Here is a 22450-nt window from a genome sequence, read left to right as displayed (position 1 = left end):
ATGCCGCAGTCTAATTGCCTCATTTGTAATTCTTTATTAATTTTTAATTTAAGTTTTGCTACTTTATTTCGTAATCCAACCATCGCTGGGATCCGCTTCCATCAATCTGAGTCTTATACAATAGGTATTGTTTACTTCTTAAAATACCGGCCTTTACTGACTTCAGCGCTGCCGCTGTTGGTTATCGATCATATATAGCTTATAGAGCACGTTTTCATTATGGTGATAGCGTTCGGATGCTCACCCTAAATGCTATATGCATGTTATCCGCGTCAATTGCAGATTACGGCGTAAATCGTTTATCTGCGCATTTATTTACGATATATCACAATTTAATTTCCTTAAAAATTTTGTAAGTTATTGATTTGCAAAAAGTTAATAGTTGGAGAAATAGTTGGGTTACTCTGCCTGCCATGTCAGACGATCAAATTGTCCATGTATAAATCAACACCCGATGGAAAACAACTTTTTTAAAAACAGCTTTTTTCTTGCAATACTATTCTTTGCAGGATTTGCACAGGCTTCAAATGCTCAGTCGCCAACTATTATAAGCGGAAATATTGTTGACGCAAAGTCAAAGGAAAGCATGCCTGCTGTTACCATCACTCTGGTAGGTACTACAATTGGAACAAGCGCAGATAATAACGGGCATTATACCATAAGCGGTAACGGTGACTTCAGCAAAGTAAAATTCTCCTTCATTGGTTATCGATCAGTTATAAAGGAGGTGGTACCCGGCCAGTCTCAGGTAGTTAATATAAGTATGACAGAAGACGAACACCTGCTCAAGGAAGTTGTCGTGCGTTCAGGAAAAAAGATAAAGTACCGCAACAAAGGAAATCCAGCGGTTGAGCTGATCCGGCAGGTCATCGCACACAAGGAGAGCAATCGTGTAGAAAATTATAATTACGCCGAATACCATCAATATGAAAAAATGATCTTCGCTCTAAGTAATTTGTCGGATAAGTTTATGCAAAAGGGCATATTTAAAAACTACCAATTTCTATTCCGGAAACAAGACTCTACCGACATTGGGGGACAAAACCTTCTTCCAATATATATGGAGGAAAAGCTTTCTCACAATTTTTTTCGCAAGCAACCATTTGTTAAAAAGCAATACATCGAAGCGAGCAAACAGGTTAAGTATGATGAAAACTTTGTCGATAACCAGGGTTTGAGCTCTTTCTTTAACAGAATGTACCAGGATATCAACATATATGACAATAATATATCCATGCTTGGAAATCAGTTGTTAAGCCCCATAGCAGATTCGTCGCCGGGTTTCTATAAATTCTTCATAACAGATACCCTGAAAGATGTTTCACCGAACCTGATAGAACTAAGCTTTACACCCCGAAACGGGACAGATCTTTTATTTGAGGGGCGACTATACGTTACCATGGACGGGAATTACGCCGTCGAAAAGGCGGTTTTATCGGTTAACAAAAACATCAATTTAAATTTTGTGCGGCAAATGCAAGCTATTCTCGCTTTTGAAACAGCAAGCGACGGGCGTTATCATCTTAATCAAAGCGACCTGAAAATAGAATTCGGCCTGAATAAGAAAAAAGGCGGCGGTATACTGGGTGAGCGCGTGGTAATGCTCAGCGATTTTATCATTAATAAACCGCGTCCGTCTGTTAATTATCAGGGTCCGGCTGAGGTTATTATGCCGGATGCGGAAAATAAAAGCGACGATTATTGGACCAAAAACAGGCCCGACACGCTTAAGCAGGCTGAAAGCAATGTGTATAAAAACATCGACAGTCTCCAAACCATTCCATCGTTTAGACGGACAATGGATATTGCCACCCTGGTATTGGCTGGCTATAAAAGTTTCGGAAAGTTCGAAGTTGGTCCACTGAATACATTTTATAGTTTCAATCCCATTGAGGGTTTCCGACTTAGGCTCGGTGGGCGCACAACGACAGCACTTAGCAAGCGTTATTATTCTGAAGTTTATGGGGCATATGGTTTTAAGGATCAAAAATGGAAATATTTTTTGAGCGGGACCTATTCCCTTAACAATAAATCTATCTATGCATTTCCGCAGAGCTTTGTTCGGGTCAGTTACCAACATGATACTAAAATACCAGGGCAGGAACTGCAATTCGTACAGGAAAGTAACTTTTTGCTTTCTTTCAAGCGTGGTTATAACGATATCCTAACCTATAACAATGTATTTAAATTTGATTACGTTCAGGAATTCCTAAACCATGTTTCTTATCAGATCGGGTTTAAAAAGTGGACCCAGGAAGCGGCCGGCCCGGATGTCGGAGGTGCTCTATACTATCAAAATTCAACAGGGGGTTCTAATAATCTGGTTAGATACGTTAAGGATGTACAGCTAAACTTTCAGTTACGCTTTGCACCGCACGAAAAGTTCTACCAGGGCAAGCTTTACCGTACGCCAATCCCGGACAAGTACCCCGTTTATACCCTTCGCTTTCAGCAGGGATTCAAAGGTGTTTTGGGCGGCCAATACAGGTATGAAAACTTTACGGGTAATATCACAAAGCGGTTCTACCTTTCTCAACTCGGTTATGCTGATGTAAGTACAGAGGGCGGTTATATCGCTGGTAAGGTGCCGTTTCCTCTACTGGATATCGCCCATGCCAATCAAAGTTACGCCCTGCAAATCCAATCTTATAACCTGATGAATTTTCAGGAATTTGTGAGTGATCATTATGCAGCCATAAATATTGATCAGAATTTCAATGGATTTATATTTAATAAAATACCTTTTTTGGAGAAATTAAAGTTAAGAGAAATTGTCTCCTATAAAATATTATGGGGAGGTATCCGGGACCAGAATGACCCTGCTAAGCATCCTGATCTGTTGACGTTTCCTTTAAGAAATGGTGCGCCTTTCACCTATGCACTCAATGATGGACCATATCAGGAAGGCAGCATCGGAATAGGAAATATATTTAAGGTGCTTCGCCTCGATTATGTTACAAGGTTTAATTATCTGAATCATCCGGAAGTAGCAAGGCACGGTATCAGGGTTTTCGTCCTTTTGCAATTTTAGCAATAATGCAACAGGTTACGCTTGCTGTTTTTTATTAGAGAACATCGAGCACTTTATATCATAGCGGACTATGTTTTTTTACGAAATAAAGTAATTCAAATTGCTAAAATTAATTTTAATAATCTGTTATACAGTGTTTTAATCGATGGCACATAGTTGGCGTTACCGTAAGTCAAATCGATTTGGTGCCAAATGATCATTCAAAAGAAGTTAGCTGCATTATTTCTTACAGGAACTCTGGTTTTGGGGGGCCTGAATGTGGATGCGCAGTCTTCGAATGAACCAAGCGTTCCTGCACTTAAGCAACAATTTAAAAGCGCCAGGCAGGACACTGTTAAACTTAACTTATTGATGTCTTTAAGCCGCTCGTACCTTTTCAAGCCTTCTGGCACACCGAAAGATGCAGACAGTGCATTTTTGTTTTTACGGGAAGCATCAAACTTGAATAGAAAAATTCAGAACAGGCGCGCTGAGGCCCGGATTGCGTTGCTTTCCGGAATGATTTATAATTATCAAGGACTCAAAGAAAAGGGCTTGCATTTCTCAAGAGAGGCCCTGCGTTTGTCCACTGCGCTCAACCTGAAATCAGATGTCGCAGAATCACTGATTATAATTGGGCAGTATTATAATAATGATGAGCCCGGACTGAGTAAGAAGATAGAATATTATAAAAAGGCCATTACTTTTTTTCATCAGGCCGGCGCACGTAACAGAATGGCAACAACCTTAAAGGATCTTGCCGATTTTCAAATCATTGCAAACCAGAATAACGAAGCACTCATAAATCTCAGAACGGCTGTATCCATATATCTTTCTACAGGGTATAAAAACATGCAAGGCGTTTATGATCTCCTGGGATATGACTTAGCCAAAATGGGGGATTTTGTCGATGCCCTGAAATATAGTCTGCTCGCCGTTAAAACAGCTGAATCAGTTAATGACACCTCCGCGCAGCTCGGGACAATTTATTACCGTGCCGGGTTTTCCTTTTACATGACCAAGCAATATGTAGAAGCGGACCATTATATCGATAAAGGATTACACATTGTTTACAAATTCAAAGACACGTCGGCAATTGTTATTATGACCTTAAACAAAGCATACACGCTGATGAAGCTGGCCAAGTTTAACGATGTTATTCCACTGATGAGACAGTTGACAAAGCTCAATGCCTCAACCCTCAGTCCTGGCCTGGGCGTAGAGCTGGCCTACTTGTTTATGACGAATTACCTGCATCTGAAACAATATGACAAAGCCAAGAGCTATTTTGATAAACTGAAGGTGTTGGCCAGGCAAGGGAATGTACAGGGAGAAATTCATGAAAAAGCGTTGCGGGGCATCATATCCTACTACCAGTTTACGGGTCAATACAATAAGTCCTATTCCTATATTGCAGAGCATCAACGCTTTTGTCAGAAAAATAATTTAAAAATATTTATGCCGCAGGAACAGCTGTGGTTATTCAAAGCCGACTCTGCCACACATAATTATATTTCTGCCATCAAGCATTATCAGGAATTTAAAAAAGTTGATGATTCTATCCTGATGGAGAAAAACAGCCGGCAAACGGCACTTCTTAATGTTCAGTACGAATCAGACAAGAAGGACAAAGATATCGTACTCAAAGCCAAAAATATTCAATTGCTGACTAAGCAGTCAAATTTACAGCAAACCAAATTAGAGCAACAACGCTCTATTCGTAATATCGTGATCTGCGGCAGTAGCTTATTACTGCTTGTCCTGGTGGTCGGCTATAATAGGTTCCGCTTGAAACAGCGCAGTAACCTGCTTCTACGGGCGCAGCAAAGGGAGATCAATGAACAAAATCTTACTCTTCAGAATTTTAATTCCAAACAATCAACACTGTTAAAAGAAAAAGAATGGCTGCTCAGGGAAGTTCACCACCGGGTAAAGAACAATTTGCAGGTTACGATGAGTCTGCTGAATATTCAATGTTCTTACTTAGATAATGAAATGGCAAGGGATGCGATTCAGGATAGTCAACGGCGTATTCATGCCATGTCACTCATCCATCAGAAATTATACCAGTCGGAAACACCTACCGAAATAGATATGTCTACCTATATACCGGAACTGGTGGACTATCTGAAAGAATGCTTTGGAAAGGATGATAATATGCGGTTTTTAATAAATGTCGCCCCAACGGCTCTGGATATTTCTCAAGCGATTCCGTTGGGCCTCATATTGAACGAGGCTATTACCAATGCGATGAAATATGCATTTAAAGATAACCAAACAGGAACCATTTCAATTTCCTTAAAAAATGATGACGATCATCGCATTATCATGTCAATTGGGGATGACGGGATAGGTTTGCCAGCCGACTTTGATCATCAGGTTTCGGCCTCTTTGGGAATGAATTTGATGTCAGGTCTTTCAGAGCAAATCGAAGGTGAATTTAGCATTTGCAGTGAACAGGGAACAAAAATCGATGTGTTTTTTCAGGATGCTAAGTTCCCGAGAGAAACTGTGAATAATGTAAAGGATGAATTAATGCTAGCTTAAAACGAAAAGATAATCAAGTTAAGATATATTAAAATGAATGGAAAAATACTAATCGTTGAAGATGAGTTCATCATTGCTGAAGATCTCAGAAAAATTTTGGAAAAGGCTGGCTATGAGATTAGCGGGATTGCGCCTTCTGTTCCCAAAGCGTTGGAAATTATAAAGCTGAAACGTCCCGCTTGGGTTTTTGTCGATATTCAATTAACAGGAAAGTTAACAGGTCTTGATTTAGCCGCATCGCTGAATGAACTTGAAATACCTTTTATCTACGTATCTGCGAATTCCAATCAAAGTGTTTTGGAGCTTGCCAAAGCTACAAAACCGTATGGCTTTATGGTAAAGCCGTTCAGAGAGAAAGATGTCCTTGTCGCACTGGATATAGCAATTTATCGCCACGAAAACAACCTGGAAGCTAAATTGATCAAAGAGGTTGCCCTGCAGTCCGAGGTGCTGCAGGTTATAGAGAATTCAAGTGATTGGCAATCCAAAATGTCGGCAATAATGGCCGCTTTCCATCGCCACATTCCATTCGATTATTTCGCCGTTTGCTGGGAAGATGAAAATCATGGCAAAAATGAGATGGCCTTCCTGAAGGATGACGGGGGTAGCTTTGAATTTCTTTCAGTTGAAGATCTGGCTGTACGCGTGGGTAAGACCGAGCAAGAACTTTACGCAGCAAAAGCCGGTGGCGTTTTTCCTGAGGCAGCAGTTTATTTCGGAGGTAACAACTTCGAGCAGATGCTGAATCAAAATCCGTTCAGAAAGATAATCGCCCGCGAATTCGAGTTAGGGTCGGTACTAATGCAACCCGTTGAACTGCCAAAAAAAAGAAAATTTCTTTGCTCTTTTTATAACAGGGATAGCCATGCCTTTAAACAGGAACATGTAGCCTGGCTGGAACGCTTGCAGCTCCTGTTGATCCAGGTGGGGGATAAATTATTGAGTTATCATACTAATGCGCCAGTTGCCGAGGTTCAACACGTGAGCGACACAGTTTACGAAGTGCTGGTCCCTGAAATAGAGACCTCGTTAAAAAGTGAAGAATTTGGTTTGGTAGGATCGAGTGACGCCTTTGATAATATAAAAGAGCAGCTGAGCGTGGTTGCTCCGTTTGATATCTCCGTACTTATCCTCGGAGAAAGCGGGACCGGAAAAGAAAGAGTTGCACAAGCTATCCATCGGCTCTCTGACCGTAAAGCAAAACCTTTGGTAAAAGTAAATTGCGCAGCCATACCTGCTGCGCTTATGGAATCTGAACTTTTTGGACATGAAAAAGGTGCGTTTACAAGCGCTATAAACCGACGGATTGGAAAGTTTGAAGAGGCAATAGGCGGGACTATTTTTCTGGATGAAATAGGCGAATTACCGCTTGATCTGCAAGTTAAACTACTTTGTGTATTACAGGAAAAGGAAATTGTTCGTGTGGGTGGCAACCAGATCATCAAAACTGATGTGCGCGTAATCGCCGCAACTAACCGAAATCTGGAGAAAGAGGTAGCAGAAGGTCGTTTTCGGCTTGACCTTTATTACCGCCTGAACGTATTTCCACTGACCCTACCTCCTTTACGCAAACGCAAAGAAGATATAGCCGAGTTATCCGCACACTTCCTGAAAACCCTGTCCAAGAAAATGGGTAAAAATGTAACTTCAATGACTGATCAGGTCGGCTACGCGCTACAAGCTTACGAATGGCCGGGAAATATCCGGGAGTTGGAAAATATTATTGAACGAGGTATACTACTTACGAGTGGGTCGGTTCTCACACGCGTTGACCTGCCTGAAAAAACACTCCAGGAAGCCGCAGCAAATGCAAGCGATACGCCCATTAAAACTTTTAAAGAGATGGAAAAGGACTACATTTTTTCAGTACTGAAGAAGTGCGGCGGAAGGATTGGCGGTCCAGGGGGGGCGGCTGAAATGCTCGATCTTGCCCCTACGACCCTGATTTCAAAAATGAACAAGCTTGGCATCGTAAAAAAATTCACCACCTGATAAAACGAAGCTTAATGGTCAGCATTTTTAACTAAACATGTTTTGGCAATGGAATTACGTGGTGTTTATAAACTTGTTATCATGAACATAAAAATAGGCTTAATCGCTTGTTTGTTTTTGATTGGTTGTTGCGAAACTGTTTTAAGTCAGGGGATTCAAAACGATAAGATTGGTCTTCAAAGGATGTGGTTAATTAAAGCTGAGGCTGATACCGAAAAAGTGATTGTATTTTTGACGCTGGGTAAATTATATCTGGACAAGCCAGGGAAAGAAAAGACAAATGTGGACAGCGCAATTTATTTTGTCCAACAGGCGGAAAAGTTGAGTAAAGCGAAGGGATATAAGATAGGTTATGGCCGCTCAGTTCTTGGATTAGCACTTGTTGCAATTAAAAATAAAAAAAATCAGGAGGCTTTGCAGTTAACCCGCAAAGCTTTGAAAAGCTTTGTCGAGGCCGGCGATTTCTTAGACATTGGTGAAACCTATATAATTATGGGGCAACGATACGACGACCAACCGGCAAGCTTTGAGCGTAAAATTGAATGTTTCAGAAATGCAGCAAATGCATTTATAAAGTCGGGAACAGTCAGGCGCGCGGGCGATGCATTTAAAGATATTGGCGAAAACCAATTATTAATCGGTAGAAACGTGGAGGCCCTCGAAAACCTAAGAACATCATTGAAATTGTATGAATCTGTGCATGATAAAGACCTGGGCTCCGTTTATTATCTGATTAGCAGAGCACTCAGCAGTACAGGTGATTTTGTAAATGAATTGAAATACAGCTTGCTCGCAATTAAAAATATTGAAGCATCCGGTGATACCTCTTCCCCGATACTAAGAAATATCTTTTATGCCACGGCCATGGCCTATCACCGGGTCCAGAATTATAATATTGCTCATACCTATTACGTGAAAGCAAGACGGCTGGCTTATATGCAGAAAGATACCTCTGCTATGTTAGAAATAACTTTTAATATGGGTATGTCCTATCTGTTCGACCATAAATTTGACGAGGCCGTAGCTTTAATCAAAAGCATCGGACAATTAAAAGATACAGTTACCATGGTTGAATATGGAATGTATACGGCTGGTGAATTGCGTCGCAGCAACAAAAGTGGCCAGCGAGAAAAAGCGCTCGGACTGCTGAATACGCTTAAGAAATACAAAAACATTAAATTGCCTGTAAGTATCCGTGAAAAGCTTGCTTCGACATCGATTCACACCTTTCTGGATATGAACGATATTAATGGTGCTGAGAATTATTTTCTCGAACTCAGCCATTTGGCAGCATCAAAAGAACTGACACTCACTGACCAACTTGACGCTTTAAACGGAATGATCCGTTACGATAACTTGACAGGACAAAGCAAGGCCGCTTTAAGAGCTATCAAAGCCTATCAGTACCTTTGTAAAAAGAATAATCTTAAAATATTTAATAAAGAACATGAAAATTGGCTTTTCAAGACGGATTCCTTATTGGGGAATTACCTGTCGGCCATAAAACATTATCAGAATTATAAACGCGGCGAGGATTCTTTACTTAACGAATCTAACAGCAGACAAATATCCTTGCTAAGCATCCAATATGAAACTCAAAAAAAAGATAAAAACATCTTCCTGAAAAACAAGAATATTGAAATGCTTGCACGTCAATCTTTGTTGCAGCGTACCACCCTCAGGCAGGAGAAAATCAAACGAAACCTTACAATTGGTGTTGCAATAATGCTCCTGATCGTTCTAGGCATTGGTTACAATCGCTATCGGCTCAAACAGGAAAGTAATCTGCTCCTCCAATCCCAGCAACTGGAAATTGACAATCAGCATAAAAAGTTAATGACTTCTGCTGAAGATCTTACGCTTTTACTTAAAGAAAAGGAATGGCTGCTTAAAGAAATTCATCATCGGGTAAAGAATAATCTACAGGTTACCATGAGCCTGTTGAATATGCAATCTTTTTATATCTCAAATCATGAGGCGCAGGAGGCGATTAGCAACAGCCGGCGCAGAATGTATGCCATCTCTCTCATACATCAGCAGTTATATCAATCTGACGGTTTATGCTATATCAACATCGGTTCATATGTCGCTGAACTGGGTGGCTATCTGCAGGATAATCTCAGCCCGGACAAAAAAATCCACCTTAATCTTGCAATCGAACATCTTGAAATTGATGTAGCCCAGGCTGTGCCTTTGGGCTTGCTGATCAATGAGGCGGTGTCTAACTGTTTTAAACACGCCTTTTTGGTTAAGGTAGAAGGGTTCATTAGCTTGCAGGCATATCGTAACGAGAACGGAAATATTTCACTGTCTATATCGGATGATGGATGCGGAATACCTGAAGATTTTTTGGGTAATTCAGGGCATACCCTCGGCATGAATTTAATGTATGGATTGTCAAGTCAGCTGGGTGGTGACCTGAGTGTCACCGTTAACCGGGGTACCACGGTAAAAATAATCTTTACGCCCATCAATTCCCTAGAGGAAGAGCTCTCCGACAGCAGCGACCACCAGGGTGTCGCCTCTTGATTCGATTGAAGATTTTGTTCAACGAGTCAGGTTTGTGATCCTGGTAGCAAATGCGATTTTTCAGCCGCCTTCACTTTATATCATATTTCGAATGTTTATATATGATATAAAGTAATTAATATTCCCCAATTTTTTAGCTAAAATATTGTTAGATAATTATTTATGCGGTTGGCATCATGTTAGATATAGGTAGATGTACGCCGGGCCTCCGGCTGACTTCATAAACCTTAGTGAACGCATATGAGTATCGCTTATAATTATTGGGCTTTCCGGTTCCCGGCTGCGATGGTGCAGCCAATTGTCAGTGTTAAATACGGTAACCATCTTGTATATCATCAGGCCCGTTTTCAAAATATCGGCTGTTACAAAGGACTGGTTCGATTATCAAAAGCTAATAGCATGTCTGCTTTAATTGCTAACGAGCCGCATGATGAAAGAAACAGGCAGTTGCACTTCGGGCTAAAGATAATAGCATAACTGATGGACGCTAAAGTTTTAATTACCGGGGCGACGGGCGTAACTGGTATGAATGCGATTGACCGGTTACTGGAACTGAATGAACCCGTCAGGGCAATGGTACATAAGATTGATATCAGGTCCGATGCCCTGGCCAAACGCGGCGTTGAGATCGTTGAAGGTGATTTATGTGATTTCGACACCTTGAACGTTGCGCTCCGAGGAGTTGATGCTGCCTTATTTATATATCCTATACAATCTCCGGGATTGCTGGCGGCTTCTGTTTATTTCGCGCAGGCGGCGCTGGAAGAAAACGTCCGCTTGATTGTTAACCTGTCACAATGCACATCCCGAAGAATGGCTAAAAGCCATGCGGCTAAAGACCGTTGGTTCGCAGAAAGGATCTTTGACCGCTCAGGAACTCCTGTTACGCACCTTAGACCTAATTTATATGCAGAATGGTTGAGTTTCCTCAACCATAATTTAACGTCAAAAAATCAATTTATTTCTCCATTTGGAGAATCCCGTTACGCGCCTATTGCCGGAGAGGATGTGGGAAGGGTGATCGCCGCAATATTATTGAATCCTGAACCACATATGGGTCAGATTTATCCGCTTTTCGGCCCCGTTGAATTATCTCATAATGAAATGGCAGAGATATTAAGTAATAACCTTCACCAAAAGATATCCTATGAACCCATTGACAGAAAAACATTTATTACCCTGATGGAAAATTCACAATGTTCACCATACTTTATGCAGCATATGTCAGCTATCCTGACTGATATTCAGGATGGTATACTTGCCGGAACCAGTGACTGGGTCGAGAAAATCACCGGTCGAAAACCGATTTCCCTGAACAATTTTATCAAAAAGAATGTCGGTTTATTTTCCAAGCCTGTATGATGCCAAGGCTCCCCGATGTATCGATTGTAATAGAGGTTAAAAACCTCTCCAGTACCTCTGGTAAAGCAAACTTATTCAAAAAAATTTCGATCAACCGGCAAAAGGCGGGCTTTTCTCGCTATGAAGCCCAGCAAAAAAGCCGTATGCCTCAACTTTGTTATCCCGATCTCCTGCTAGATCGTAGTGCACAAAATTCGGTTACAAAAAATAGTTGATTTATGAAATAAAGTATCTGCTAAAGGCTCCGTTTCGTTCTAATATTCTATAAATCAAATAGTTGTTTTTCGGCATTAGTTTCGCAAGATGAGGGTATCTAACGCATATGAAATGCTACTGAAGTAAGCTGGCGTAAGCAAATGTTCAATTATTTATTTAAAAATCATTAAGATGAAAAAATCACTAGCAGCTGTATTTCTTGCAGCCATTTTATTATTAACCTTTTCAGGTTGTTCCAAAGATGATGACGTCAATTCACCGGTAGATGTCAAAACATTCGTCATCGTTCACGGTGCCTGGTCTGCACCCTATGCCTGGGAGTCTGTAAAAAGTAAGCTGGAAGCCCAGGGCCAAAAAGTAGTCGTCGTACAATTGGCAGGGCACGGGTCTGACAAGACTGCATTCAACACGATCCATCTGGATACCTATAGGGACAGAGTAATACATGTAATCGATAGTTTGAACACCAAGGTAATTCTTTGTGGCCATAGCATGGGTGGTATGGTTATAACGGAGGTAGCTGAAAAGATTCCATCAAAAATTGAAAAAATGGTTTATGTTAACGCATTTCTTCCTGCTAACAACCAAAGCCTGCTAGACCTTGCTAATACAGATGCCGGGTCTCTGTTGGGTCCCAGCATTCAGCAGATTGATCATGGGATAATACTTGATCTTCCTCATGACAGGATCACCGACATTTTTATCCAAGACGGATCCGATGGGGCGAAATCTCTGGTACTTAGTAACTACCGGACAGAGCCCGGAATTCCTTTTGGAGAACCTGCAACTATCACAGCGGCAAATTACGGCAGTGTGGCCAAGTATTATATCCATACCCTTCAGGATCATGCGATCACATATGACCTGCAGAAGCGGATGGTTGCGGCAGCTGGTATTAAAAACGTCTATCAGCTGAATACTAGCCATTCACCTTTCCTGGCGAAACCCGATTCATTGGCCATCATTCTTGAGAAAATAGCCCAATAATACAACTCACCTCTATAAAAAGGCCGTCTGGTAGCAGACGGCCTTTTCGGTTTTATAAAAATTAACTGATCTTAAAAAAGTCGCCATTTTCACAGTGAAGCGATTATGGATGGTTTTAATGGTACAGCATTTTTAAAAACGTAGAGTAGGTGCCGGTGGTGAGAACATCATCAGCGGAGCATTGTTTTTGTGCTACGCTATCTCCTGATAAATCGTTCTGTAAAAATGAGGCATTTGGTACTAGAACCAGCTGAAGATTAATCAGATTAGCGTGAAACCTTCTTTCCCGTTTTCCGATGTCCGCTGATAAATTTTAACAATCAGAAGCGCTGCAATAAAAAGACATGCAATGACGATGATCATCCCGAAAGTTTCCCGTATGGTCAATAGCGCTGCCTGGGTTTGCACGTTAGTGAAAACCGACCTTATTCCTGAGTTTACAGCTGCATCAGAAGCCTGGCCACCAGTTAAAGCACTATGATAGGCAGGGCTATAGGCTGCCGCAAACAATGGATCTGTCTGATCCATTTTCGAAGCAAGTAAGTTGACATTATGTATTAGCCGATGGTAATAAAAATAGGACAAATAAGCTGAACAAACTGCTGGTCCGAAAAATACTCTCATACCAAGATAAAACACGGTCACTGAAAAAAACTCCAGAAATGGCAATCCGTTAGCAACGTAAATTCCAACTGCCATATAGGACAGTAATATCGCCGTTCCCCGGAAGAACATCGGTAGATAAAAGTCCTGCGATGTTGCTGTAAGTGTCGTGATAAAATACAATTGTACAAAGGAAATCGTATAGCAGAGGACAACAAAAATGATCATGAACCGGAAACTGGTAAACTTGCGATAATACAGGTAACCAATAATTGTCGCTGTAATAAAACCTGGAATCATGTAAAGGTTAATCCGGGTAATTTCAACAGCATTTCCTTTAAAAACCAGGTTCATCATGTTGTTCTGTATGCTACTGGCTGCAAAAAACAAACTTAAAATGAACATCGTTATAAGCCCCAGGCGTACGTTTTTATAGCGCAGCACGTGAAGATTGAGGATGGGCTGGCGGACAATATACGTTCGGCTGAGTAATAATGTCAGGGTCAGTACGCAGGCAGCAATACCCACGATGATTTTGCGGGAGCTTAGCCAGTCTTCAGTGAGCCCGTAAGAAAGCACATAATCTAGGAGGAGCATGCTGATCGTAAAAAGCACCAGGCCGAGCCAGTCAAAATTATAAAGTGGTATTTTTTCACCGGGGAAGTCCGGGTGGACGAAAAACAATATGAGTACGATGCCGGCCAACAAAGGCACCATTAAAAAGAAATGACCAAATTGCCAGTTCATATGATCCGCAGCGTAGGCCATGAACATCGTCGTCAACTGAGCCGCGATCAGCGTAACGGGGTAATAAACCGCGTAAAGCCGGTATCGTTCGCCCTTTGGCATAAGTATCGGTATCAACGTTGCAAAGATTTCCAAGAGTCCCAGGATCTTAAAAAAACCGGCTACGAAGGAGGCCATCACGAGGATCAATGGTTGATCGGTGTATTGGATGACCAGATTCAATATGATTAGACCGGAAAAAACTCCTAACAACAGGTTTTTGCTGGTAATAATCTGCTTAAAACTTAGGACAAACGGAACGCCAATGATCAAACCGATCGTGTGTGCATAAGAGGCCATTGTAATATCTGCTGGTATGGCACCGAGACCTCCGGTTATATATCCTGAAACATTGCTGACAATTCCACCGGTAAAGCCGAGTGGAATCAACAAAAGAACCAGCAATAAAAGATGCAGTTCCTTTCGCACCCACTCAAAAAAGATCTTATTTTCCAGCATGATTTTTCTTCATTTGATCAATTCCACTTCCGCATTCATGCCGGTTTTTAAACGGGCAACCTCATCCAGCTCGTTAGTTGCCGATAATTTTATCTTGACAGGAAACCGTTGTTGGACCTTCACGAAGTTTCCAGTCGAGTTGTCAGTAGGTATAGCGGAGTAACGGCTTCCGGTTGCTTCCGACATAGAAAAGATTTCTCCTTTAAAATGTTTTCCTTTAATGGCGTCGACTTTGATGTCCACTGATTGTCCGACTTTCAGGTATCTCAGCTGTGTTTCTGTATAATTGGCCGTGACCCACTTCTCATTTCCGCGTACAATGCTAACTAAAGTTTGTCCAGGCTGTACCACCTGGCCTTCTTCGATCGTTTTCCGGCCAACGACGCCATCATAGGGTGCAGTTATCACCGTATAAGTAAGATTTAATTTTGTATAAGCTAAGGCTGCGCTGGCTTTGGCAACCGCAGCATCCGCTACTGCAAATCTTTTTTGTGTCTCATTGGTTGTTAAACGGGCACTTTGCTGTGCACTTTGTAATGAAAGGTATTTCGCCCGTAAAGCATCACGTTCCGTTTTTATCTGATCAAATTGAAACTGCGATACAACATCATCAGCAACGAGGCTGGCATATCGCTTATAATTTACCTCTGCATTGGTCAGCCTCGCCCTGATCTCAGAAATATTAGCTGTTGATATATCTATCCCGTTACGTGCAACGTCTTCAGAGGAGTTGACCACCAGCCGACCGGCTTTGGCATCCAAAAGTACTGCTTCAGCCTGAGCAACCAGTATCTTGTATTCCCCATCATCTATTGTCACTAAGGTATCGCCTTTTTTGACACGCTGATGCTCCGTAAATCTAATTTCTTTTATATAACCAGTGATCCTGGTGTTAATCGGGTTGATATAGGATTCGACCTGGGCATCATCAGTGAAAACCGAATTGTCCAGATGGAAATAGGTAACTGCTGCCCACACAAGTGCGGAAATAACGATCATCAATGATAAAATATTAAACAGAATAATCCGGCGTTTGCGTTTTCTTTCTTTGGCTAATTCGGCGGCTGAAGGCTGTGCTGGCGATTGGTGCTGGTTGACAGGAGTTTCCATTTACTGTATGTTAAAAATTTAAAAATTACCGGCTGCTTTTTGTAATCTGTACCACTGGTTGATGATATTTATCCTTGAATTATTTAACCGAAGCTCTGCTGAAAGCTTTGCTGTACTCGCGTCAAGAATATCGGTAACCTGCGCTAACTGATTGATGTATTTTTTTTGAACAACCCTAAAATTATCATTCGCTAGTTCCAGGCTTTTACTTAAAGTTGTAAAATGTTCCCTCGCTTCCTGGTAACGCGTAAAAGCTGTAGTGACTTCTATTTCTGCCTGCTGCTGCCGGTAAATGGTTTGAGTTTTCTGCTGTTCCAGTTCCAGTCTGGCCAGCCTGATACGATCTTTGGCATGATATATAGACGATATATTATATTTAATTTTGATTCCAGCCTGATACGCGTTATAATAAATATTTAAAGGCTCAAGCGTATTTAAAAATGGCCTCTGCAAAGCATCGCCGGCGTATAAGGAAACTTCAGGAAGTCTTGTTGCTTTTTCTAATTCGATGTTTTTGGCAGCAATTCTTTCACTTAATCTGCTGGCACTGATAGCTGGCTGGTTGTTTTGTGCTAAAGCATTGTATTCTTCGATGCTCCGCACCTCGACCGGCTGGGCAGCTATTGTCGTATCGGGCAATATACGTGTCGTGCCGGGTAGCCCAAGTACAACCTGGAGTTCTTTGCTTAGGATGGTTATATTATTTTCGGTTTCCTGAAGATCAAGTTTAAAATCTGAAATGAGCAATTCATTTCTAATTACATCGTTCTGGGTTACTAAACCCTGTCGCTTAAGTTTTGTCAGGTCAGCAAGTCTTTTCTGGGCCAGGAGGATGTTTTGAGTGAAGATCCGTCGGTTATTATATTGCTGGAAAAGTTCGAGGTATCTGCCTAATAACACCAATTTAATGTCCTGCCGGTCTTTTTCAAAATTAAGCCCCGCCAGTTGTTCATTAAGCTTCGCTTTTTTTATATTTAAACGGATAGTCCCGCCCTTGTATAATGTCTCACTTGCTTCTAAAAAATAGTTGTTGGTAAAATGTGGTGTCTTTACATTGGTGTACCAAGAGAAATTTGGATTAAGAATGGCTATGGTACTAAGGTAACCTGCATCAGCCGAGGTTACAATTTCAGGCAGCCTCTGGGAACTTGCAATTTCTGTACGGGCTTCGTTAATGCCTACGTTCTGCTTCGAGGCCTGCAATTGTTTACTGTTAGTCTCGGTCAATTGAAAAAGTTCCGTTAGCGATAACACTCTGGTCACTGTATCCTGTGCGAAGACCTGATTAAAGCAAAATAACAAGCAGATCAATGTTAACGTTTTCATTTCGAGATAATAATGAACCTGAATGCTCAGACTCCGATGATTGATTTGGGACGGTAATTCATGTATTCCCGAAGTTTCCATGCCTGAAAAACTTGTACCCTGATTAAATGAAACTCATTACGGCCAGGTAAAATCAGGCTTGCTTTTGTAGCCTTGGCATGATTGTCTGGGTTATGAGAATGATATCACTGAAATTTTCAGCCATGCACCGTGTGCGTATGTGTCATTAATATTCTAATCCATTAGTAAATATTGTTTTATAATATCAGTTGTTACCGCTTGCTGGGATGCTTTCAACGGCGTCTGGTTCTAAAATCAGAGATGCCTATCGCACAACCTAATGGAGCGCAGCCAACTGGATCATTTTTCAGAGTAAAGTCTATTTTAGTGCCAGTGAGTAATGAGTTGATAATCAATTGATAATTTAAAGCCTGGAGAGTTTGTTATTGCTTTATTTCGTATTTCAACTAATAGAGATACTATATAGCGTAAGACGAACTTGGATATAGACACGTTATGACTTCATCAATAATTATTCCTTCTGAACTATTGTTTTTCTATAATTGAATTAAGACGGAATAATTTACTTTCAGCAATTATGCAGAGATGAGACGCCATGGAAGTAGATCGGCGTGGAAGTTAGTTTGATTGCAGATGCGTTTCTAAGGGAGTTTACCTGCTATAATGAAAAGGGATTTTTCTTGCAATGGCTGTTATTTTAACTTATCCTAATTAATAGGTATGGTGCCATCCGATTTTGAGCTTCTTCATTTTTACGCTCAATGAAGTCGGAGGCAGGTCAAGAATTTCCGCTGCGCCACCTTTACCGTTTATTTTACCTTTACAGCTTTTCAGGACTTTGAGTATATGATTGCGTTCCATTTCCTGGTAAGTTTCCAGGTGCTCCTGCTCGCGCTGATTTTCACCAGAAGCAGAATTGTCCGGAAGCAGGAATTCCTGGATTTCTGTTCCCATAACTGTTAATGCCGTGCGTTCAACAACAGACTGTAATTCTCTGATATTCCCGGGCCAATCGTAACTGACCAGCTGACGTAGCGCTTCCTGCCTTACGGTCTTAAAAGGTACGTTTCTTTCGGTAGTGAATTTATTGATGAAATGGGATACAAGTAGTGGAATGTCTTCCTTTCGTTCCCGTAATGGTGGAATCTCTATGGGGAAAACGTTAATACGAAAATAAAGGTCCGGCCTAAAATGTTTGGCTGCAACTTCAGCACTTAAGTTTTTATTGGTAGCCACTATTATTCGCGTATCCACTTTTATTGTTGATGTTCCGCCAATTCTTTGAATTTCCTTTTCCTGTAGAACCCGCAGGAATTTACTTTGTAGCAACAATGGCAGTTCCCCAATCTCGTCAAGAAATATAGTGCCCCCGTGCGCTTTTTCAAACCATCCTATTTTTCTCTCACTCGCGTCAGTGAATGCCCCACGCTCAAAACCAAAAAATGCAGCCTCTATCAATGTCTCCGGGATGGCTGCACAATTTACTTTTATAAGCGGGCGCTGATTCCTGCTTGAGAGCTGGTGAATTGCATCAACAAGCGATTCCTTACCGGTTCCCGTTTCACCGGTGATTAAAACGGTTGTATCAAATGGAGCTACTTGTGTGACCTGGTCTAATACCGATAGCAACTTAAGACTGTTTCCCACGATGTTTTTGAAAATTTCCGGGGAACGGACATGGTCTATGGAATAACCGTCTTTTTGAGTCGAGTTTAATGCCAGTCCACTATCTTTTATCCACGCGATAGCGTTGCTAACAAATGGTGCTGCCAACCTTAAGAGATCCGCCTGCTCATGAGAGAAAGGAGCATTTTCAGTGCTGTAAAAACCGATGGAAGCATAGAGCTTTTTTTCTACGTTGACTAGCGGTATAGTCATTTCAGAATTGATCTTGTAAAATTCGCGGAGTTTACTCGCAAAGCGAAACTTTTTACAGCCCTGATCAAAATACTCGCCGTTTTCTACGTATACACCAGTCTTTTCTAATGCCCTGTTCCGGTATAGACGGAGGTCCAGGTCTTCCAATTCTGCTTTTCTGATATACGAAATATGGTCCTTACGACGATATTCATTTAATCCAAGTCGCTCAAAAGCGTAAACGGACTCCCTGCCTCCGTTTTTCAGGTCAAGGTTAACAATAACATTATCAAATTGAATAAAGGGCTGGAAAGCCTTGATTAGCCACATTAGTCTTTGCTCGTCATCACCTGCACAGTTCATAATGCTGACCAATAGTCCATTTAGCCATTTACTCAGATTGAACTGGAAATTTTGATGGTGCTGGTGACGCGATAGGCCAAGAGCTATTGTGGAAACCACATCCTTTTTACGGAGCGGACGTGATAAGAATCCGTAAGGCTGTGTTTTGTTCGCGGATTCAAGTGTATCCTGATCTGAGTTCGGTAATATAAAGACAAAAGGAATGGAAAAGTCTTTACAGACCCAAGCTAATTCCAATCCATTTGGATCACTGGCAATAAAAACAGGCAGCAATAATAAATCAGGCTTTCTTTCGCCCTGCAAAATCAAACTGGCCGATGCAGGGGTGCTGACTGTTACCTCATAATCCTGATCCTGCAGTATAGCTTGCAGACTGGCAGTTTCAATCGCAGACTCCTCTATGATCAGGATATTTTTCTTCATATTTTAACTGTTGCGATATTTAGCCGCGGGTTTACATACCCGCGGTAAATATAAGAACATAATAGTTAAAACGACTTGATCCTTGCATCGCTTACCTGAGATCCTACTAAAGATAGACCTGCGTCGCAAGGATAAACGATCCTTTCGATCCATTCTGTGAATTATTAACGACGATCGGGCGTGTTTGATATTTGAAAGATATGCGGGCATGATGGCCGTCAAGATAAATGTTCCCTCCTGCACTCCAGTAAGTAAATTTAGCCGACCCAAAACGTTCGAATTGCTGTAAACTAAACTCCCCGAACGGCTGAACACGGATTTTTTCATCAAAAAGTGTTTTGGGAAGCAACAAACCTGCCTGGCTGAACCATGAATAGCCGCTCCCGATAATTGGGGCTGAATTGCCGAAACCAGCCTGGGATACTCTTCCCGTAAATCCTGGTGCCATACTTACGTTCTCGTTCATAATTGAGCCATAGCGGAGATAATCCGGCCCGAAATCATAGTGATAATAAACGGAATAACCGGTAATGGCCCAATTTGCCCTGCCACCTCCGAATGGAAGATCAACAAATGCGTCTATTGCCCATAAAGTGATCGGATGCCGGATCAGCGTCGAGCTAACCGTGTTGTTTTTTTGAGTAACGGTGCCGTCCTGTGTATGGTAATACCCCGCACCAATATTGAAAACCTTCATAGTTCCAACATATGTCCCTGTGGTATAAGGCAGCTGGCTGTTTTCTTTTTGAAAAAATTGCCATGCCGCATAACCTGTCGTGGCCATCTTGCCCGTTGCGTTATCGTCTACAGCAAAAGCGCTGTCTGGCGTCATCGTGGAAAATACGGCGGGAGTCGACAAAACAGTAAAAGGCTTGTTCACCGCCCAACGGTAAGATAACCGGCCGATATTACCTTTCAGATATATACCTAGTTGCCGGGCAAATTGATCGGAAAGATCAACCAATGGCCAGTTATACAAGGGAACATCCAACGCCAGGTAGTTTGCGGAACCCGAGCTTGTCATGCGGCTGATGCCATTCCAATAATGCAGGCCTGTGCCGATGTAAAGTGTGGCATTATTAGCATGACCTGTAACTGGGTCTTTATCAGGATAAATAGCGTACTCATTCCATAAATCATGTACATAAAGTTCAGATTTTTTGCCAAGCGTACCCGCAAAGGTAGGCCCTCCATTTCCGGTATTTCCGCCTCCTGCAGTTCCTCCACTTGAGAAGCTCTGGTTGTCGATGCCAATGTCTGCAAGTATTAGGTAACGGGGCGATAACTGGCTTAAGGTTACCAGCCGAAACTGTCGGAGACTAAAATCCGTGTAATTGCTATTGGCTACACCGTTCACAGCGGTTCCGGGATTTGCGTTTGTCTGTCTGGCCCAGAATGTGGCCCAGCTAAAGAAACGAATGTACTTATGGCCCGAACTATCCAGCTTTAAAGTCATGCCATCTTTATACTCCGGAGACCCGCCCTGCGCAAAAGCTGGAATTACTCCAGTCAAGATGAAATAAAACAACAATCCGGTGGTGCATATTTTTTTCATATCGCTTCGTTATAGCTTTCTTGTTAATGGCCGATGGAGGCGCCTGGAGTTTTTTTACCGGTTCCGGTCTCGCGGATGATCAGACTGATAAGAAGTGCAAAAAGGGTGATTGTGATTATAAATAATCCAGCTGCCTGAAAGTGCTTTGCATGTTCGGACGTATGCATGAGCGACTTTCCATATTTGCTGGCAAATATTGGCCCCAACAGCGCTGTAATGCTGAAGGTTAGAAAGTTGATTGCTCCGGTAGCACTGCCTTTGACCTGGTCCGGATTCGCTTCTTTTATAATTGTATAAGGTATCATCGCGACGCCCGAAGCTACTCCGAATATGAGCATGGATACAGCCGGTAAGATCATTCCGGGTAGATAGACAAGCTGGCCAAAAGCTAACAGCATGATGGCAATACCTCCTGTAAGAACTATTTTACGCTTTCCGATTATATCTGAAACCCATCCCAGTAGCGGGCAGCCGATGACCCATCCGAGCGGTACCATGGAACAAACAAAGACTGCGGATTGATATGACATGGACCGGTCTTGTTGAAAGAAGGCAACGCCCCAGGTCATAGCGAAGATGGTAGTCGGCGCAAAAAGCAAACCTGATAATAAACCGCTCAAGTACGACTGGGGATTGGAAAAAACAATTTTATAAGGTGTCACCACACTCCATAAGCTACTTTGGTGCTCCGCTGTTTTGTCCTCGCTTGGGGTCGTAAAGTAAAGTAAAAGGCAAACTACAGCACAGAGAATGCCAATTCCCGTCCAAAAAGTGGCTACCGGAAGTCCGTTATGGATTAATGGACCCACAATAAATTGACCGGCTGAACCACCCATCATGCCCACACATTGTGTAAAACCTATAGCCGTAGCAATATAACGTGCGGCAAAACCGTGAGACGCCAGGTATACACAGCCTGTAAATGCAAATGCGGAACCCGCACCTTGTAATAACCGGCCCGTATCACCCATGATCGTACTGGGTATCGCAAATAAGAAACACCCGAGCGCCAGAATTCCAATCCCGACGGATATGGAATACTTTGCACCTGCACGGTCAAGTGCAACGCCTGCGATCAGGCTGGTTACGGAATAGGTATAATAATAAGTGCCAAGGATGGTGCTTACCCCTAAGGCGTTTACATTAAATATTCCTGAAAGTTCGCTAAGCATTACCGCCGGTGACGACCTGATCACATATTCCAGAAAATAGAAGATCAAACCAAACACCCAAGCGATTACGAAAGCCCTACGTTGTGAGTTTTGATTAGCATTGTTGTTTAAATCACTCATATACATATAATT

At 42.0% G+C, this 22450-nt stretch carries 13 protein-coding genes; 7 read left to right on the top strand and 6 right to left on the bottom strand.

All coding sequences use genetic code 11. From position 1 onward, the window contains the following. The first annotated feature begins 454 nt into the window (after window positions 1–454). From AC1DUD_RS28225 to AC1DUD_RS28195, 7 genes are all read left to right on the top strand, one after another. Entirely contained in the window at window positions 455–3031 is a 2577-nt protein-coding gene (locus AC1DUD_RS28225) for a DUF5686 and carboxypeptidase-like regulatory domain-containing protein (RefSeq protein WP_454801292.1), read from the top strand. A gap of 192 nt (window positions 3032–3223) precedes the next feature. Continuing rightward, the gene (locus AC1DUD_RS28220; RefSeq protein ID WP_477380780.1) at window positions 3224–5557 is read left to right on the top strand and encodes a histidine kinase dimerization/phosphoacceptor domain -containing protein; all 2334 of its coding nucleotides are present in this window, start codon (window positions 3224–3226) and stop codon (window positions 5555–5557) included. Between the two features lie 33 nt (window positions 5558–5590). After that, the gene (locus AC1DUD_RS28215; protein ID WP_477380778.1) at window positions 5591–7549 is read left to right on the top strand and encodes a sigma 54-interacting transcriptional regulator; all 1959 of its coding nucleotides are present in this window, start codon (window positions 5591–5593) and stop codon (window positions 7547–7549) included. Between the two features lie 81 nt (window positions 7550–7630). After that, window positions 7631–10078, top strand: coding sequence for a sensor histidine kinase (locus tag AC1DUD_RS28210; RefSeq protein ID WP_477380776.1), 2448 nt, complete (start codon window positions 7631–7633; stop codon window positions 10076–10078). Window positions 10079–10318: 240 nt separating this feature from the next. Beyond that, complete coding sequence (locus tag AC1DUD_RS28205) at window positions 10319–10555, top strand: hypothetical protein (protein ID WP_454801287.1); 237 nt, start codon at window positions 10319–10321, stop codon at window positions 10553–10555. Window positions 10556–10558: 3 nt separating this feature from the next. Continuing rightward, on the top strand, window positions 10559–11440 hold the full coding sequence (locus AC1DUD_RS28200) for an NmrA family NAD(P)-binding protein (protein WP_477380773.1): 882 nt from the start codon (window positions 10559–10561) through the stop codon (window positions 11438–11440). A gap of 387 nt (window positions 11441–11827) precedes the next feature. Then, a complete protein-coding gene (locus AC1DUD_RS28195) occupies window positions 11828–12643 on the top strand; it encodes an alpha/beta fold hydrolase (protein ID WP_477380771.1) in 816 nt (271 codons plus the stop codon). 261 nt (window positions 12644–12904) lie between these two features. Here the strand turns inward: AC1DUD_RS28195 and AC1DUD_RS28190 are convergent, their stop codons facing one another. From AC1DUD_RS28190 to AC1DUD_RS28165, 6 genes are all read right to left on the bottom strand, one after another. Beyond that, window positions 12905–14491 (bottom strand): efflux MFS transporter permease, encoded by a 1587-nt coding sequence (locus AC1DUD_RS28190; RefSeq protein ID WP_477380769.1) that lies wholly within the window; start codon window positions 14489–14491, stop codon window positions 12905–12907. A gap of 9 nt (window positions 14492–14500) precedes the next feature. Beyond that, window positions 14501–15601, bottom strand: coding sequence for an HlyD family secretion protein (locus AC1DUD_RS28185; protein WP_454801282.1), 1101 nt, complete (start codon window positions 15599–15601; stop codon window positions 14501–14503). Window positions 15602–15619: 18 nt separating this feature from the next. Then, on the bottom strand, window positions 15620–16828 hold the full coding sequence (locus tag AC1DUD_RS28180) for a TolC family protein (RefSeq protein ID WP_477380766.1): 1209 nt from the start codon (window positions 16826–16828) through the stop codon (window positions 15620–15622). An 831-nt stretch (window positions 16829–17659) separates the two neighbouring features. Then, window positions 17660–19591: a sigma 54-interacting transcriptional regulator gene (locus tag AC1DUD_RS28175; protein ID WP_454801280.1), complete on the bottom strand. Its 1932-nt coding sequence runs from the start codon at window positions 19589–19591 to the stop codon at window positions 17660–17662. Window positions 19592–19697: 106 nt separating this feature from the next. Beyond that, complete coding sequence (locus tag AC1DUD_RS28170) at window positions 19698–21146, bottom strand: hypothetical protein (RefSeq protein ID WP_454801279.1); 1449 nt, start codon at window positions 21144–21146, stop codon at window positions 19698–19700. 23 nt (window positions 21147–21169) lie between these two features. Beyond that, entirely contained in the window at window positions 21170–22438 is a 1269-nt protein-coding gene (locus AC1DUD_RS28165) for an MFS transporter (protein WP_477380763.1), read from the bottom strand. Between the last annotated feature and the right edge of the window lie 12 nt (window positions 22439–22450).

The sequence above is a fragment of the Mucilaginibacter sp. P4_A11 genome, assembly GCF_056402535.1.
This window is presented reverse-complemented; position numbering and strand designations above follow the sequence as displayed.

Coding starts and splice junctions, on each gene's coding strand:
- AC1DUD_RS28225 (WP_454801292.1), top strand. CDS start 455: ATGGAAAACAACTTTTTTAAAAACAGCTTTTTTCTTGCAATACTATTC.
- AC1DUD_RS28220 (WP_477380780.1), top strand. CDS start 3,224: ATGATCATTCAAAAGAAGTTAGCTGCATTATTTCTTACAGGAACTCTG.
- AC1DUD_RS28215 (WP_477380778.1), top strand. CDS start 5,591: ATGAATGGAAAAATACTAATCGTTGAAGATGAGTTCATCATTGCTGAA.
- AC1DUD_RS28210 (WP_477380776.1), top strand. CDS start 7,631: ATGAACATAAAAATAGGCTTAATCGCTTGTTTGTTTTTGATTGGTTGT.
- AC1DUD_RS28205 (WP_454801287.1), top strand. CDS start 10,319: ATGAGTATCGCTTATAATTATTGGGCTTTCCGGTTCCCGGCTGCGATG.
- AC1DUD_RS28200 (WP_477380773.1), top strand. CDS start 10,559: ATGGACGCTAAAGTTTTAATTACCGGGGCGACGGGCGTAACTGGTATG.
- AC1DUD_RS28195 (WP_477380771.1), top strand. CDS start 11,828: ATGAAAAAATCACTAGCAGCTGTATTTCTTGCAGCCATTTTATTATTA.
- AC1DUD_RS28190 (WP_477380769.1), bottom strand. CDS start 14,491: ATGCTGGAAAATAAGATCTTTTTTGAGTGGGTGCGAAAGGAACTGCAT.
- AC1DUD_RS28185 (WP_454801282.1), bottom strand. CDS start 15,601: ATGGAAACTCCTGTCAACCAGCACCAATCGCCAGCACAGCCTTCAGCC.
- AC1DUD_RS28175 (WP_454801280.1), bottom strand. CDS start 19,591: ATGAAGAAAAATATCCTGATCATAGAGGAGTCTGCGATTGAAACTGCC.
- AC1DUD_RS28170 (WP_454801279.1), bottom strand. CDS start 21,146: ATGAAAAAAATATGCACCACCGGATTGTTGTTTTATTTCATCTTGACT.
- AC1DUD_RS28165 (WP_477380763.1), bottom strand. CDS start 22,438: ATGAGTGATTTAAACAACAATGCTAATCAAAACTCACAACGTAGGGCT.